This is a genomic window from Malaciobacter canalis, from assembly GCF_008000835.1.
Taxonomy (GTDB): domain Bacteria; phylum Campylobacterota; class Campylobacteria; order Campylobacterales; family Arcobacteraceae; genus Malaciobacter; species Malaciobacter canalis.
In genome coordinates, this window is record NZ_CP042812.1 from 1036414 (window position 1) to 1051456 (window position 15043).

A 15043-nucleotide genomic window follows, 5' to 3' on the forward strand; every position below is an offset into this window, starting at 1 on the left:
TGGTGCATATTGCTTTTTGCAATTTGTCCATTTCCTAAAATTAAGGAGAATAATTAATGGCAAAACATCAATTTCAAACAGAAGTAGGACAATTACTACACTTAATGACTCACTCTTTATATTCAAATAAAGAGATTTTTATAAGAGAGCTTGTATCAAATTCAAGTGATGCAATTGATAAATTAAATTATTTAAAATTAACAGATGATAATATGAAAAAATCTATTGGTGAGGACTGGTCAGGAGAGATTAATATCTCTTTTGATGAAGAAGATAAATCTATCACAATAGTTGATAATGGTATTGGTATGAATGAAGAAGAGTTAATCTCTTCAATTGGTACTATTGCTAAATCTGGAACAAAATCATTTGTAGAAGCATTAACAGGTGATGCAAAAAAAGATAGTAATTTAATTGGACAATTTGGAGTAGGGTTTTATTCTGTATTTATGGTAGCTTCAAATGTTGATGTTATTTCAAAAAAAGCTGGTGAAGAGACTGCTTATAAATGGTCTTCAACTGGAACTGGTGAATTTGAAATAATTCCTGTTACAAAAGAGACAAATGGAACAGTTATTTATATAAAATTAAAAGATGAAGAAGCATCTGAATTTGCAGTTAAAGAAAGAATTAAAAATATTATTGGAAAATATTCAAATCATATTGCATATCCAATTTACTTAAACTACCAAGAAGAAGTAGAAGAAGAGTTAAGTGAAGAGGATAAAAAAGCTGGAAAAGAAGCTAAAAAAACTATTGAAAATAGACATGAAAAAATCAATGAAGCAACAGCACTTTGGACACAGCCAAAATCTAGTCTAAAACAAGAAGATTATAATGAGTTTTATAAATCAATTTCTCATGATTCTCAAGATCCTTTATGTACTATTCATACAAAAGCAGAGGGTGTAAACGAATATACAACACTTTTTTATATTCCAAAAACTGCTCCAATGGATCTTTATAGAGCTGATTATCAACCAGGAGTTAAGCTTTATGTTAAAAGAGTATTCATTACTGATGATGAAAAAGAGTTATTACCAACTTACTTAAGATTTGTAAGAGGTATTATTGATAGTGAAGATTTACCATTAAATGTTAGTAGAGAAATTTTACAAGAAAATAGAATCTTAGCAAATATCAAACAAGGTTCAGTTAAAAAAATCTTAAATGAGATTAAAAAACTTGCTAAAGATGAAGAGAAATATGAAGAGTTTATTTCTCAATATAATAGACCTTTAAAAGAGGGTGCTTACCAAGACTTTACAAATAAAGATTTAATCTTAGATTTAATTAGATACAAATCTACAAAAACTGAAAATGGTAAATTAACTTCATTAGCAGCTTATAAAGATAGAGCTAATACTGAGCAAAAAGCAATTTACTATATTGTAGGTGAGAATGAAAAAGTATTAAGAAACTCTCCATTATTGGAAAGTTATAAGAAAAATGATATCGAAGTTTTAATTTGTGATGATAAAGAAATAGATGAGATTATCACACCAACTTTAGGTGCATATCAAGAGTGGGAATTTAAAGATATTACTTCTGTTGAACCTCCAAAAGTAGAGCAAACAGAAGAAGAGAAAAAAGAAGTAGAAGAGAAATTCCAAGATATAACTAAAAAAATCAAAGATATTTTAGGTGAATCTGTAAAAGAAGTTAAAGTTACAAATAGACTTTCTGATTCTCCATCTTGTGTAGTTAAAGATGCAAATGATCCAATGGCACAAATGGCACAAATGATGAAAGCAATGGGACAAGAAGTACCAGAATCAGCACCAATTTTAGAAATAAATCCAGACCATGATATAGTTAAAAAACTAAATGGTTGTGCAGATGACTCTTTAATCAATGATGTTTCATGGGTATTACTAGACCAAGCAAAACTAAGTGAAGGTATGGAAATTACTGACGCGGTAGCATTTGCTCAAAGATTATCAAGAATCACAGCAAAAGCTCTTTAAAAGAGCTATTTGCATAAATCTTCTGCGTTGAAGTAAATTTTTGGCTCAATCACATACTTTAGTATGCTCAATCGCCAAAAATTTACTTCGCCTTGAATCTTCATACAACTAACTCTTTTAAAAATATTATTATAAGTAAAATATTTTCTACAATTAAAGGTGCTTATTATTGGTATTTGATAAAATATAATTTATAATTTTATTAGGATTATTATTGATGTTTAGAATTTATTATTTATTTATTTTATTTATTCTATTTATATTATCTACTTTTGCTAAAAATGGTTACATTGTTAGTGAAGAAACACTTAATATTAAACTTATTTTTATACTTGGTTATTGCTCAATTTTATATTCTTTTTATTGTGTATTTTTTTTTGAAAAAAAAGGCACTTATAATACTTTCCAAGTTTATTCTAAATATTTATTAAAAGAAATGAATTTTTCTAATTGTGGAAGAGAAAATTATATAAAAGATTTATTTTTATTAAAAGATGAAATATTAAAAAAACTTACTTCTAATAATGCATATTACATCATCTATAATAAAAGTAATAAATCTATACTTTCAAGTGGTAAAATTGATAAAAATGATATAGATGATTCTTTTGATAATATAAAAAGAAGTTTGTATAATACTGAAAATTTCGTATCATTCTTTTCTTTACCTATGCAAAATTTCTATGTAAATTATAAATTTTACTTTTTATTGAATAGCTATACCAACAAATTCTATTTTTATTCAATAAAGCAATTAATTGTCTTTATAAGTGTTTTTTCTTTATTATCTTATAGTGTTATTAATAGTTATATTTATGAGATGATTAAATTATCTGGAATTCCTTTATCTCTTATTGATGTAAATGTATCAATTCTTTTTCAGAAAATATTTACTGATCTTTTTTTGATTTTTTCACAGTTCTTAATTTATGCAGGTACTACAGTTTCTTTAATTATTACAATACATCTACTTTCTCTATTTTTACATTTTGTAAGAAAAAAATATAATAATTTTTTTTCAATTTTAGTAGAACTTAGTATTTCAAATACATTTTTATTATTATTACCTATAGGAGCTTTTTTTATTAGTATGATTTATCAACCTGTATTGACATTATATAAAATAGAAATCCCAAATAATAGAAATATTAAAATGAATGATATAAATATTTCTATTGGTGACTATTTAAAATTTAAAGAAGAATATAGGATACTTGAAAAAGATAATAAATATAAATTAATGGTTGGTTATGATAATAAATTTATTCTTTATTATGATATTGAAGAAAATAAAAATATTTTTTTATCTAAAGAATTAGAATTAGTAAAGAATAAAAAAGAATTAAAAAATTGTAAAGAAATTATAGATAATTTAAATTTTGTTAAAGAAGATGAAAAATTTGATTCTTATAAGTTAGATACAATATTAATAAATAATCAAATATTAAATGGTTCTTTTTTAAAAAGACTTCAAATTAAAGACTTATCAAAATATACTCAAAGAAGTGTTAATTTAACAAAAGATTTAAAAGTTAATGAAATTATTAACAAGTGTGAGATTATGGCTAATCTAAAAGATGAAAATATTAACTATGAAAATTTTGAAAAGATGAGTAACAAAGAATTAATAAAATGGATTGATAACTTAAAATACTCACAAAAAGAAAAGATTAATGAAGTTAAATCAAGAATAGAACTAGAGATAAAAGAAAATAAGAAAAATACAAATTAACATTCTTTGTACTATTAATTAATAAAAAATTTCTTCATTTGATATTGTAAAAAATTGATAGTTTTATAGTAATGATTTTAAAAGTATATATAAAAAATAAAAAGCTTTTCTTTTTTGTAAAAATTAGATAAAATATAATTACAAAATAGGAGTTATAAATGACTATTGCAAAAGTAAGTAAATCTCAAATTTCAAAAACAGTTAGAGACTCAAGCTTAATTGAGGGATATAAAAAACCATCTAAAGAAGTGCAAGTAAAAGCAAAAGTTTTAATGGAAAAATACAATGTCAAAGTATCATCAAAAAGATAGTGAAATCTACTATGATGGTACAGATATTCCGATAAATAAACTCTCTTTAAAAAACTCATTAGAACTACATGAAATAGAATCTCTTTTATTAAAACAAGCATATGAACTTTATATTTCACAATTAAATGAAAATACAGTTTTTGATGAATTATACTTTATTAATTTACACAAAAATACTTTTGAAACACTTTACGACTGGGCTGGAGTTTATCGAATAGAAGATATGTTTAAAGGTGCTTCAACTTTTTGTATTGGACGAGCAGTTAAAAATGAATCAAAAAAAATTTTTGATATGTTGAAAAAAGAGAATTACTTAAGAGATTGTAGTTTCATATCTAAAGAAATTTTTGCAGAAAAAATTGCTTTGATAAAATCAGAATTGATTTGTCTTCACCCTTTTTATGAATTGAATGGAAGAATAACAAGATTATTTTTTGATATGATTGTTGTTTATAATGGTTATCAACCAATTGATTATTCAAACTATACATCCCAAGAATATATTAATGCATCAATAGAGTGTGTAAAATACGCTGATGAAACTTTTATGAAAAGAATTATTTTAGATGGCCTTAAAAAAGCATAAATTAAATATTTAAAACACCTTTAATAAACTTTTGATATAATCTTTAGTAATGCCTTTTGGTATTACACATAGTTATATGTAATATTAAAGGTGCTCATATGGATATTTATTTTGTAATTGTTTTTGGGGTGATTGTTCTTTTTTCTTCACTTGTTCATGGTAGTATTGGTTTTGGTTTTGGGATGATTTCTACTCCTTTGGTTGCTTTATTTACTGATATTCAAACAACAATTACTTATATGCTTATTTCTACTATGCTTGTAAATATTATTAGTATTTTAAGTGAGGGTAAGTTTTTTGAGGCTTTAAAAAAGTTTTGGTTTATAATCTTACTTATGGTAATAGGAAGTGCTTTAGGAACTGTTCTTTTAGTTTATACAAATTCAAACTATTTCAAACTTTTACTTGCCTTTATTATATTTGTTTATCTTTTACAATCTTTTGTAAAAATTGAAGCTACATTTATCTCTTCTTATCCAATGTCATCTACTTATGGTTTGGGTTTAATTGGTGGAGTTATTTCAGGTCTTACAAATATAGTTGCACCTTTGATGATAATGTACACTTTAGAGTTAAAATATACAAAAAAAGATACAATTCAATTATCAAATTTGTGTTTTTTATTTACTAAAATAGGGCAACTTATAGTTTTTATATCTTTGGGTGCTTTCTCAAATGAAGCTTTTGAACTATCTATTTTAAGTATTGTGATTGTATCTTTAGGAATGTTTTTGGGTATAAAAATAAAAAGAAAAATTGATGCAAAGTTTTATGCAAAAATATTAAAGGCTTTACTATTTATTATAGCACTAACATTAGTATATCAAACTCTATTTTTATAAAGGTTTTATAGTATGGATTCAAATTTATTAAAAGTATTTATTTCAGTTGCAAATACTAAAAGTATATCTTTAGGAGCAAAAGAGTTAAACTTTACTCAATCAAATGTCACTTTAAGAATTAAACAACTTGAAAAGAGTTTAGGTTATGCTTTATTTTACCGAACAAATAAAGGTGTTATTCTTACTCTTGAGGGAGAAAAACTCTATCCTTATGCTATTGAAATAGTTAAAAAAGTAGAAGAGGCAACTTTAAAAATAAGAAATATTGATTATCATGAACTACTAAAAATAGGTTCAACTCAATCAAATACAACTATCAGACTAATAGATTTTCAAAAAAAATTAAACAAAGATTTTAAAGATATGAATTTAGAGTTTGTTGTAGATAGTAGTTTAAATTTAATTGAGCAACTATTAGATTATAAACTTGATATTGCCTTTGTAAATGGAAATCCAAATCATAAAGAAATAGAAGTTTTAAATATTATAAAAGAGGATATAGTTTTAGTTCAATCAAAAGATAAAACTGCTCAAAATACTATTTTTGCATATAAAAATGGTTGTTTAAATAGAGTCTTTTTAGATAAATATCTTTCAAAAAATAAAAAAAGCAGTTATAAAAAAGTAAATTTAGAAAACTATGAATTGATATTATCTTGTGTTGAAGCTGGTTATGGTGTTGCTCTTTTTTCACGACCAATAATTGAAAAATTTGGATATACAAATAGACTAAAAATTACAAATATGGATTTTGACCTTGACACACATTTAATATGTAGAAAAGATTTTAAACCTATAATCGAAAAATATTTAAGAAATATTGAGTTTGATTTATAATTATTTAAAAAATATATTAACTTTTAAGATAGACTCTACTATATTTTACAGATTAGAAAATATTTAGGAGATAAATTGAGTCAATTAGATTTTAAAGAACTATATGATGAATTTAATACAAAATTTCATAATAAAGAGTATGAAAAAGCTTTAGATTTAACTTATGAACTTTTAAAAGTTGCACAAGAAGTTGATATTGAAGTTGCTTATGCACTTATGGCAAAGGTAAGAGTATTGACAGTTTTAGATCAAAAAAAACAGCTTCTTGAAACTTTAGATGAAATTATAGATAATTTTTCAAAAACCCAAGATGAAAATATCTCATATATTTTTGCTTATGCATTATATAATAAAGCCATAATTCTAGCAAAAGAAAAAAAATACGAAGAAGAATTGTCTTGTTATAATCAATTGTTAGAAAACTTTATATCTGATGTTTCTTTAAAAATAGAGTTAATATTGACAAAAACATATTTAAATAAAGCTATTTGTACAAAAGAGTTGGGAAAACTTGAAGATGTTGTTTTAGTTTATGAAGAGTTAATCAAAAACTTTGAAAACTCAGAACAAGAAGAGGTTTTACTTGATGTTGCTAGTGCATTATTTAATCTTTCTTCTATTTATCAAAAACTAGAAAACAATGATAAAGCTATTGTGAAATTTGATAGATTGATAGAAATATGCAATAAAATTAACAATAAAAATAGTTTAGAATTACTAGCAAAAGCATTAGTAAATAAAGCTTCCCTTTTAAGTAATATAAATGAGATTTCTAAAGCTTTAGAAACATATGATAAAATAATAAATAACTTTGAAAATGAAATAAATCCAATGCTTCTATCTCAAGTTGCTTTGGCTTTATACAATAAAATACTTCTTTTAGGTGAATTGGGACAACAAGCAGAATTAATAGAAGTTTCTGATAAGTTCATAGAAAAATTTGCAAATACAAAAGATGCAATTATTAAGGATATGGTTTTAACAGCTGAAGTTTTAAAAGATAAAGAAAAGTACAATACAAACTCTTTTTAAGTAGTAATTGATTTTATGTTCAATCTTTGATATTTTCAAATATTGAACATAAATAATTTAATTTTTAATCTCAATAGTGCAAGTTGTACCAGCTCTTAGGGTGTAATTTTCAGGTATTTTATCTATGGCAATTCTTACAGGAATTCTTTGTGCTAATCTAACCCAAGTAAAAGATGGATTTACATTTGCTAAAAGTCCTTTTCCTACTTCATTTCCTCTATCTGTGATACCATTTGCAATACTTTGAACATGTCCTTTTAATGTGATATCTGTTCCAAGTGGATTCATAGTTGAGCTATCTCCAATATTTATTTTAGAAATTTTATTTTCTTCAAAATATCCATATACCCAAAAACTATTTTCATTTAAAATAGATAGATGACTCTCTCCTATTTTTATAAAATCACCTTCTTTTAATAGTAAGTTATTAACCCATCCTGAAGTTGGAGCTAGTACTGTACTTCTTTTTATATCAAGTTTTAATAAATCCAATTTTGCTTTTGTTTCATTTAGTTCTTCTTTTGCCATAAGTAAATCATATTTTGCATTATCTTTTATATCTTTTGGTATTATTGAGTCCTTAGCTTTTACTCTTTTATTGTATTGTGCTTTTTTCTTTAAATACTTAGCTTTTTTTATTTGAACAAGTGATTGTTGTCTTAAAACATTTGCTTCAAATCGTTTTTTATCTATTTCAAAAAGTTTATCATTCTTTTTTACATATTGATTGTCTTTTACATATACTTTTGTAACAATTCCTGAAACATCAGGAGCTATAAGAGAAATATCTGCTCTTATTTTTCCATCTCTTGTCCATGGTGAATCAACATAGTTGTGCCATAATGTGATTGATAATATTATAGCAATTGTAACTATTGTAAATGTTATTGTATATCTTATAAGTTTAATGATTTTATTTTTTTGCATTTATGTCCTTATTTATAAATTATTAGTGAAAAACTTGCAAATATGCATATAAATATTGCTGTTCTAAAAAGTCCTGGATGCCATATAAATTCATAAATACCCAAGTCAGCAAAAACTCTATTTAATAATATTTGAATTACTCCTGCAAATAAAAATATCAAAATTAGTGCTGGTATTTGTATTCCAAATAGTGATACAATTAAGTGCATTTTATTTCTCCTTTTATTGGTAAAAATTCTCTATTTTTTATAATTGAATATATAATTGAAAAATTCATATAAATATCTTTTAATAAGATTTGATCATTTGCAGAGTTTAAGTGTATATGTTCAAACTCTTCTATGTGATGTTTTATTTTTTCTAGTTGTTCTTTTTTACTTTTTTTATTTTTAAAATCAAAATATTTTTTTATTAAAGTAAGTATTTTATGTATTTGAGGAGGTCGTCTTTTTGAAAATAAGCTTGATTTTCTTCTTATATTAATTATTGCTTTTCCTAGTTCTAAAGTAGATAAAACCCATCTAAAAATAGTGTTATTTGATTTAGTATCAAGTCTTCCTATTGCAGAATATCTTTGAAGTAAATCAAAACTTCCACTTTCAAGTTTAACTCTTTGAAGAGCAAGTTTTTCTTTTATTGATTTATTTATTTGTGAATTAAGTGTTCTTTTTACTCTTGATTCAATCCAAACATTTGATGCAAAATCAATAAGAATAAAACTAAATCCCGAAATAATAAGTCCTAATATTGTTGCAATACACATATCTGCAAAATTTACAAATGTCATATTATAATGAGTGTAAATAGCGCAAGTATTAATAAAAATAAGTAAAAAGCCAAATCCTATTAGATTTTTTCCTGGAAGTATCATAAGTAGTGAAATAAAAGCTAAAACAGGAGTTAAAAATATACAAAATGTTATTAAATCATTTACAAACATAGGTATAATATAAAAATTATAAATAGGTGTTATAAATAAGGCAATTGTAGTACCAATTAAAAAGTTCTTTGTTGCACCAACTGGATTTGGAGCTGTACTTAATAAAAGTGTATTAGCAACTGCTGGAATTACTGCAAATGGAGCATATTTCCAACCTGATATCATCCAAAATACCATCATCAAAATCAGTGCTATTGCACCCCTTGTAATCATCAAGGAAATTAAAATATTATCACTATATGTAGAAAATTTTAGATTTTGTGAAAAATCTTCAAGTTTTTTTATCTTATTGTCATTTGAAATAAAATTAAGATATGTATTGCAGTATTCAATTAATTCACTTTCGATTCTTGTAATTAAATAACATATACTATTAAAATCATGCAATAACTCAAAATTATCATGGGATATTTTCTGTTTTTCTTCTTTGATTTTTAACAGAGTTGTTTTTTTTAAAGATTTTAACTCTACTACTAAATTATTTATTGTTTGAACTGTTTGTTGTTCATCTGAAAACTTTTTTAAACAATCTTCTAATACAAAATAAATACTTTTTATTGAGTTTACAAAAATTGCATTATTTATGTTGTTATTTATAATATTTTTCAATGAGAAAAAAGTAGTACTTATATGCATAAATTCAGAGTTTAATCTTTTATAATATAATCTGTTTGATTTTTTCATTCCTGTTTCAAAATTACTATTTATTCTTAATGAATCAGTACCTAAAATATCTTTTGCATAATTTATACTCTCTTTTTCAAAGTTAAATATATTTTCATTATTACTAAGAGATTTAATTAATAAATCAAATTTCCTTTTTTCAGTTTTTTGAAGTGTTTGTGATAGTTTTTGAGGGAAAAGTATTTCACTAATAAAACTAGAGCATAATAATCCAATAATAACCTCTGCTAATCTATCTATACCAAAAGTAAATACATCTTGTAATCTTTGCATTATTGGCATAGTAACAAGTGCAATAGTGTATCCAGAAAGCACAAATCCATAAGACATGAAGTTTCTTGACATAAATCCAACAGCGGCACAAAGTCCAATCCATAATGCAAAAAATAGAGTAAAAGATACTCTATCTTGGATAAATGCACCAACTAAAATAAAAGCCATAATAGTTCCAATGATTGTTCCTACTAATCTATAAAAGCTTTTTGAATATACAAGTCCACTAAAAGGTTGCATTACAATAAATACTGTAAATACAGATGTTTGTGGCATTTCAAGATTAAAATACATACAAATAGACAATGCAAGAAGTGCTGCAGTTGTAGATTTTACTATATATTTTAAAATAGGTAAATCTTGATTTACCCACTCTTTTATTGCACAGTTTAAAGTAGTTTTATTTAAGGCTAAGAACATTACTTACCTTATTTTTGTATCCACCACCAAGTGATTTGATTAAGTTGATTTGTAGTTGCATTTGTTTATCTTGTAATGAAATACTTTTTATTTTTTCTTCTTGAATATCTATTTTAGAGTCTAAATAAGAGATTTTATTTTTTAATCCTAATTTATATATTTCTTTCTCAATATTCTCATTTTTCATTTTGTAAATCATCACATTATTCTGTGCTTTTATATTTGATTTATTTAAATCTATTTTTTTTAATGTTTTGACTATCTCATTTATAGCTTCTATTATTGTTTGATTATAAGCATAAACTTGTGAATTATAATCATTTACTTTTGCATTAAGATTTTCTTCTTTTTTATTTGCATCAAATATTGGTAATGAAAAAGCCACTTCATTTTTTGGAGAAAAAGATGACTTTGTAAATAAATCAACAAAAGAAAAAGATGTAAAATTAACTAATGCTTTTAAATTTATATTTGGATAAAATTTTGCTTTTGCTTTTTTAATGTACTCATTTTTACTTATTAATAGGTATTTTTGAAAAGCAATTTTAGGAAGATGTGATATCACATCTAAATGAATATTTTTTGGTACATAAAATTTATAGTTTTTTGTTATATTTGGATTTTTTAAATTTTTTAATCTTGATGGTAAAAATCCACCAATAACACCAATTGATGCTTTTATATCTTCGATTTGTGCTTTTGTAGTTAATATATCTTGATTTATTTTTTCACTTAAGTAGTTGCTTTGATTTATTTTTGATTTATTTGCCAGACCTAATTTATATAATCTTTCTAATATATTATGCTTTTCATAAATCAATCTTTTTAATGTACTTAACCTTTTTATTTTTTGAATTTTAAAATTCCATGATATATATAATTTACTAATAGATGTATATACAACTAATTCCTTAACTTTAATTAGTGCTTGTTTTGCTAATGCTTCATTTTTAGAAGCTTTAATTAAAGCTTTTCTTTCATCCCAAAAGTCAAAATCATAATTTAAAGCAAGTTCTGTTTGATACAAATTATTATAACTTCCTGCAAGTGGAGCAGGGTATATATGGTTTTTGCTATATCTTTGTCTTGAAGTATTTGAATCAAAATCTATATTAGGAATATTTTTTGATTGATGTGCTTTTGTTAAATTTCTTGCTATTTTATATTTAGATTCCAATTGTTTTATACTTGGTGCATTTTTTATAGCATCATTTAATAATTCATTTAGTTGAGAATCTTCATAATTTTTCCACCAGTTATTTTTTAATTCTATATCATTGCTACTAAATTTAGTTAAATCATGTATTAGTTCTTTTTCTATTTTTGAGTCTTTGATTTTTTCTATTTTTTCTATTTTGGGTATGCAACCATTAAATAAAAAAATGATTGAAACTGTAAATAATATTATTTTCATATTTTCCTTACTTTAGATTTGAGTATACTTGTTTAAGGGCTTGGATTAAAAGCTCTTTATTATGTAAGTCTATTCCTTCAAGTGCTTTTTCTTCAAGCTCTTTTCCAGCATCTTTTATAATTTGTTCTAGTTTTTTACCTTTTGAAGTTATACATATAAGATATGCTCTTCTATCGTTTTTTTTATTTTTTCTTTCAACTAGACCTTTTTGTTCTAATTTATCTATTAAAAGTGTTAGGCTTGATTGTTTAAAGTATGTATCTTTTGCAAGCTCTTTTTGTGTTAGATTATCTTTTTCACAAAGTCTTCTAATAATAATACTTTGTGCAGCAGATATATCATGTTCTTGTAACTTCTTTTCTAGATTATTTTTTAAATGATTTCTAATATTTGCAATTAAAATCCCAAATATATTATCTGATTGAAATGCCATGCAAGACCTTTAAAGTTAAATTAGTATAAAAGATAGTTAGTTAATAGTTAATATGTTAACTATTAATAGATTAAGCATTTTACGTTTTTAAACTTATAAATACCTAAATTTAAAAAGATATATCTATTAAATATTGATTTTTTTCAATTTTAAGATTAGTTTTAACTATTTTAGATTTAATAATTATTCTATTGTAATAAAGGAGAAAAATGTCAGATATTATTTTAAGAGATGCAACTATAGAAGATGCACAAACAATATTTAATTTTATTAAAGAGTTGGCTATTTATGAAAAAGCAGAGCATGAAGTTAAAACAGATGTTGATACTATAAAGAAAACTGTTTTTGGAAAGAAAAGTGTTACTTCTGTTTTGCTTTGTGAATATGAAAATAAACCAATTGGTATGGCTTTATACTTTTTTAATTATTCAACTTGGCTTGGTAAAAATGGAATCTATTTAGAAGATTTATATGTAACACCTCAGTTTAGAGGAATAGGTGCAGGAAAAGCATTACTTAAAAAACTTGCTCAAATAGCAGTTGAAAATGATTGTGGTAGAGTAGAGTGGCAAGTATTAGATTGGAATAAACCATCAATTGATTTTTATGATAGTATTGGTGCTAAAGGGCAAACAGAGTGGATACCATATAGACTTACAGGCAATGCTTTAGAAGAGTTTGCTAGAAGCTAGTTTTTAGCTTCTAGCTCTTGTAGGGATTGAAGTATTGCAGTTGCTAATTTATCTGTAATTACATCTTCCCATTTTTTTAGTTGTTTTTCTTGATTTTGTTCACATATTTCTATCATAGTTCTATTGAAAAAATTACCGTCATTTATATCATTTATAATAGGTTCCATTTCTATTTTTTTATCTTTTACTAATTGCATATTATTATTAATAAAGTTTTGTGTTGCATCCATCGCTGCTTGGTTTCTAAGTTCATCTTCAAAAAGTTCTTGAGCATTTTCAAGTTTTTCTAAATCTTTTAAAAGTTCATAAATTGAGCCTAATGCATATTGAAACTCTATATTTGTATCTATATCTTTTGTTTGTGTTATGTTTATTAGTTTACCTGTTGAAATTTGATAATACATATCATATTTTGCTAAGTTTGAAATAATATTTTCTTTTGAAAAGTGTTTTTGTATATCCATATTTTTTCCTAAATTTAAGTTTTTAGTATAGCGAAGTTTAATAAAAACTTACATAATATCTTACAATTTGTAATATATAAGATAAGTTAAAAAAAACTATAGTATTATTTCAAAAATTTTAATTAGGAAGATTTTATGTTTGAAATAATTACCTCATTATGCATTACATTTACATTAATATTTGTGCTTTATTATAATGAAAAAGTAAAACAAAAAGATAAAATGCCTTTTTGCATAAAAAAGAAAATAAAGCTTTAGTATAACTTTCAAATAAATATAAAACTTACGAAAAAATAAAAATATCACTTAAATTTCCTTGAAAAAAAATCATATATATGTTAAAGTACATTTCTTAATATTAAATAAAAGGAAGATTTTATGGGATTCTTTAAAAATATTTTAAAAAAAATCATAAGAGTCTCAAGACCAATTTTTTCAATGGAAGCCAATGAGCTTAATTTTAAGATTGATTCAGATTTCTTTTATACTTATACTTTAGAAAATTTTGATGTAAAAACAAGACATGATCCATATACATTAGATGCTTTTACTTTAAAAACTTCTAATTTTTATATAGAGTATATAAAAGTTGATGAAGATACAACTTGGCAAGGTCAAGCACTTAGTTTATATGAAAATTTTTTAAAAGAACAACTAAAACTAAAAAAATTTGAACTTCTTGAAAATAATGAATACGAACACTATATATTTAAAATCTATAAAACTGATGATGAATTTTTGCTTCATTTGATCTATATTTGGGAAGTTAGTAAAGATGTTTTTATTTTAGATTTTGATAGATCACTTTTTAAAACTTTAATTTCAAGTTTAGATAAAAACTATATTTATAAGTATGATAAGGACAAAGGAATAAATATTGATTTTGATTGTAGTTTAGTAAAATTAAACGCATTTAAAAATTATTTTAATTCAAGTATGTAAATTATCAAATTTGTTAATTTTTAGTTATTTTGCTATAATTGCACAAATTTTTCAAAGGATTTATTATAGATTTGATTATTACACAAGTAACAGATTTTTTCTATCAATTTAAAAATAGTGTTGTAGAAACTGATGAAATTGTAACAGAACATCAAGAAGCAATAAAAGAGTACTCTACTGTGTTAAAAGAAGAGAATATTCATAAAGAGTATGAACAAAACTATTTAACTATCTTAGGTTATGCACATAGACTTGAAAATATAAATGATAGAATTTTTTATACTTTTCAAGAAGCAATTTATGCAATAGATTTAGCAAAACAGATGAAAGATGACAATGCAGTTATTTTAAACTCAATTGTTTATATTTTAGTTTTAGATAATTTTGTAGATGAATATTTTGGTAAAAAACTTGATGAGCATACTAAACAATTAGCTTTAAAAACATATGAAGAGATTGAAAAAAGACAAGCAAAAGAGAATCAAAAATATCACATTTATCAATAAAGCTTCAAAAGCTCACTTAATACTCACTATAACTAAATAAG

The 15043-nt window shown here is 23.8% G+C and carries 16 protein-coding genes; 10 read left to right on the forward strand and 6 right to left on the reverse strand.

The window, feature by feature from the left end:
• Positions 1-56 precede the first annotated feature (56 nt).
• From htpG to ACAN_RS05300, 7 genes are all read left to right on the forward strand, one after another.
• A complete protein-coding gene (htpG, locus tag ACAN_RS05275; protein WP_099334082.1) occupies positions 57-1967 on the forward strand; it encodes a molecular chaperone HtpG in 1911 nt (636 codons plus the stop codon).
• 217 nt (positions 1968-2184) lie between these two features.
• A complete protein-coding gene (locus ACAN_RS05280; RefSeq protein ID WP_099334083.1) occupies positions 2185-3699 on the forward strand; it encodes a hypothetical protein in 1515 nt (504 codons plus the stop codon).
• Positions 3700-3857: 158 nt separating this feature from the next.
• A complete protein-coding gene (locus ACAN_RS13960; protein WP_165773054.1) occupies positions 3858-4010 on the forward strand; it encodes a hypothetical protein in 153 nt (50 codons plus the stop codon).
• Positions 3985-4596 carry a Fic/DOC family protein gene (locus ACAN_RS05285; protein WP_099334084.1) on the forward strand — a complete coding sequence of 204 codons (612 nt, stop codon included), beginning with the start codon at positions 3985-3987 and terminating at the stop codon, positions 4594-4596. Before ACAN_RS13960 ends, ACAN_RS05285 begins: the two co-directional genes overlap by 26 nt.
• 98 nt (positions 4597-4694) lie before the next feature.
• A complete protein-coding gene (locus ACAN_RS05290; RefSeq protein WP_099334085.1) occupies positions 4695-5438 on the forward strand; it encodes a sulfite exporter TauE/SafE family protein in 744 nt (247 codons plus the stop codon).
• Between the two features lie 12 nt (positions 5439-5450).
• Positions 5451-6275, forward strand: a complete 825-nt coding sequence (locus ACAN_RS05295) for a LysR family transcriptional regulator (protein ID WP_099334086.1) — start codon at positions 5451-5453, stop codon at positions 6273-6275.
• Positions 6276-6350: 75 nt separating this feature from the next.
• Positions 6351-7307: a tetratricopeptide repeat protein gene (locus ACAN_RS05300; protein ID WP_099334087.1), complete on the forward strand. Its 957-nt coding sequence runs from the start codon at positions 6351-6353 to the stop codon at positions 7305-7307.
• Between the two features lie 57 nt (positions 7308-7364).
• On the opposite strand, the gene ACAN_RS05305 is transcribed toward ACAN_RS05300, so the two are convergent.
• From ACAN_RS05305 to ACAN_RS05325, 5 genes are read right to left on the reverse strand one after another with little or no spacing between them, the layout of a single operon-like run.
• Positions 7365-8234 carry an HlyD family secretion protein gene (locus ACAN_RS05305; RefSeq protein WP_099334088.1) on the reverse strand — a complete coding sequence of 290 codons (870 nt, stop codon included), beginning with the start codon at positions 8232-8234 and terminating at the stop codon, positions 7365-7367.
• Positions 8235-8242: 8 nt separating this feature from the next.
• Positions 8243-8443 carry a DUF1656 domain-containing protein gene (locus ACAN_RS05310; RefSeq protein WP_099334089.1) on the reverse strand — a complete coding sequence of 67 codons (201 nt, stop codon included), beginning with the start codon at positions 8441-8443 and terminating at the stop codon, positions 8243-8245.
• Positions 8434-10551: an FUSC family protein gene (locus tag ACAN_RS05315; protein WP_099334090.1), complete on the reverse strand. Its 2118-nt coding sequence runs from the start codon at positions 10549-10551 to the stop codon at positions 8434-8436. The genes ACAN_RS05310 and ACAN_RS05315 overlap by 10 nt, the downstream gene beginning before the upstream one ends.
• Positions 10532-11965, reverse strand: a complete 1434-nt coding sequence (locus ACAN_RS05320) for a TolC family protein (RefSeq protein WP_099334091.1) — start codon at positions 11963-11965, stop codon at positions 10532-10534. Before ACAN_RS05320 ends, ACAN_RS05315 begins: the two co-directional genes overlap by 20 nt.
• Before the next feature lie 7 nt (positions 11966-11972).
• Positions 11973-12398 (reverse strand): MarR family winged helix-turn-helix transcriptional regulator, encoded by a 426-nt coding sequence (locus ACAN_RS05325; RefSeq protein WP_099334092.1) that lies wholly within the window; start codon positions 12396-12398, stop codon positions 11973-11975.
• Between the two features lie 209 nt (positions 12399-12607).
• Here ACAN_RS05325 and ACAN_RS05330 point away from each other — a divergent pair, with 209 nt between their 5' ends.
• A complete protein-coding gene (locus tag ACAN_RS05330; RefSeq protein WP_147525203.1) occupies positions 12608-13090 on the forward strand; it encodes a GNAT family N-acetyltransferase in 483 nt (160 codons plus the stop codon).
• On the opposite strand, the gene ACAN_RS05335 is transcribed toward ACAN_RS05330, so the two are convergent.
• Positions 13087-13554 (reverse strand): hypothetical protein, encoded by a 468-nt coding sequence (locus tag ACAN_RS05335; RefSeq protein WP_099334094.1) that lies wholly within the window; start codon positions 13552-13554, stop codon positions 13087-13089. The two genes, ACAN_RS05330 and ACAN_RS05335, sit on opposite strands and share 4 nt — an antisense overlap.
• A 378-nt stretch (positions 13555-13932) precedes the next feature.
• Between ACAN_RS05335 and ACAN_RS05340 the strand changes: the two genes are divergently transcribed.
• Together ACAN_RS05340 and ACAN_RS05345 are read left to right on the forward strand one after the other, a co-directional pair.
• A complete protein-coding gene (locus ACAN_RS05340; RefSeq protein WP_099334095.1) occupies positions 13933-14496 on the forward strand; it encodes a hypothetical protein in 564 nt (187 codons plus the stop codon).
• Positions 14497-14567: 71 nt separating this feature from the next.
• Positions 14568-15002, forward strand: a complete 435-nt coding sequence (locus tag ACAN_RS05345) for a hypothetical protein (protein WP_099334096.1) — start codon at positions 14568-14570, stop codon at positions 15000-15002.
• The last annotated feature ends 41 nt before the right edge of the window (positions 15003-15043 follow it).

Coding starts and splice junctions, on each gene's coding strand:
- htpG (WP_099334082.1), top strand. CDS start 57: ATGGCAAAACATCAATTTCAAACAGAAGTAGGACAATTACTACACTTA.
- ACAN_RS05280 (WP_099334083.1), top strand. CDS start 2,185: ATGTTTAGAATTTATTATTTATTTATTTTATTTATTCTATTTATATTA.
- ACAN_RS13960 (WP_165773054.1), top strand. CDS start 3,858: ATGACTATTGCAAAAGTAAGTAAATCTCAAATTTCAAAAACAGTTAGA.
- ACAN_RS05285 (WP_099334084.1), top strand. CDS start 3,985: ATGTCAAAGTATCATCAAAAAGATAGTGAAATCTACTATGATGGTACA.
- ACAN_RS05290 (WP_099334085.1), top strand. CDS start 4,695: ATGGATATTTATTTTGTAATTGTTTTTGGGGTGATTGTTCTTTTTTCT.
- ACAN_RS05295 (WP_099334086.1), top strand. CDS start 5,451: ATGGATTCAAATTTATTAAAAGTATTTATTTCAGTTGCAAATACTAAA.
- ACAN_RS05305 (WP_099334088.1), bottom strand. CDS start 8,234: ATGCAAAAAAATAAAATCATTAAACTTATAAGATATACAATAACATTT.
- ACAN_RS05310 (WP_099334089.1), bottom strand. CDS start 8,443: ATGCACTTAATTGTATCACTATTTGGAATACAAATACCAGCACTAATT.
- ACAN_RS05315 (WP_099334090.1), bottom strand. CDS start 10,551: ATGTTCTTAGCCTTAAATAAAACTACTTTAAACTGTGCAATAAAAGAG.
- ACAN_RS05320 (WP_099334091.1), bottom strand. CDS start 11,965: ATGAAAATAATATTATTTACAGTTTCAATCATTTTTTTATTTAATGGT.
- ACAN_RS05325 (WP_099334092.1), bottom strand. CDS start 12,398: ATGGCATTTCAATCAGATAATATATTTGGGATTTTAATTGCAAATATT.
- ACAN_RS05330 (WP_147525203.1), top strand. CDS start 12,608: ATGTCAGATATTATTTTAAGAGATGCAACTATAGAAGATGCACAAACA.
- ACAN_RS05335 (WP_099334094.1), bottom strand. CDS start 13,554: ATGGATATACAAAAACACTTTTCAAAAGAAAATATTATTTCAAACTTA.
- ACAN_RS05340 (WP_099334095.1), top strand. CDS start 13,933: ATGGGATTCTTTAAAAATATTTTAAAAAAAATCATAAGAGTCTCAAGA.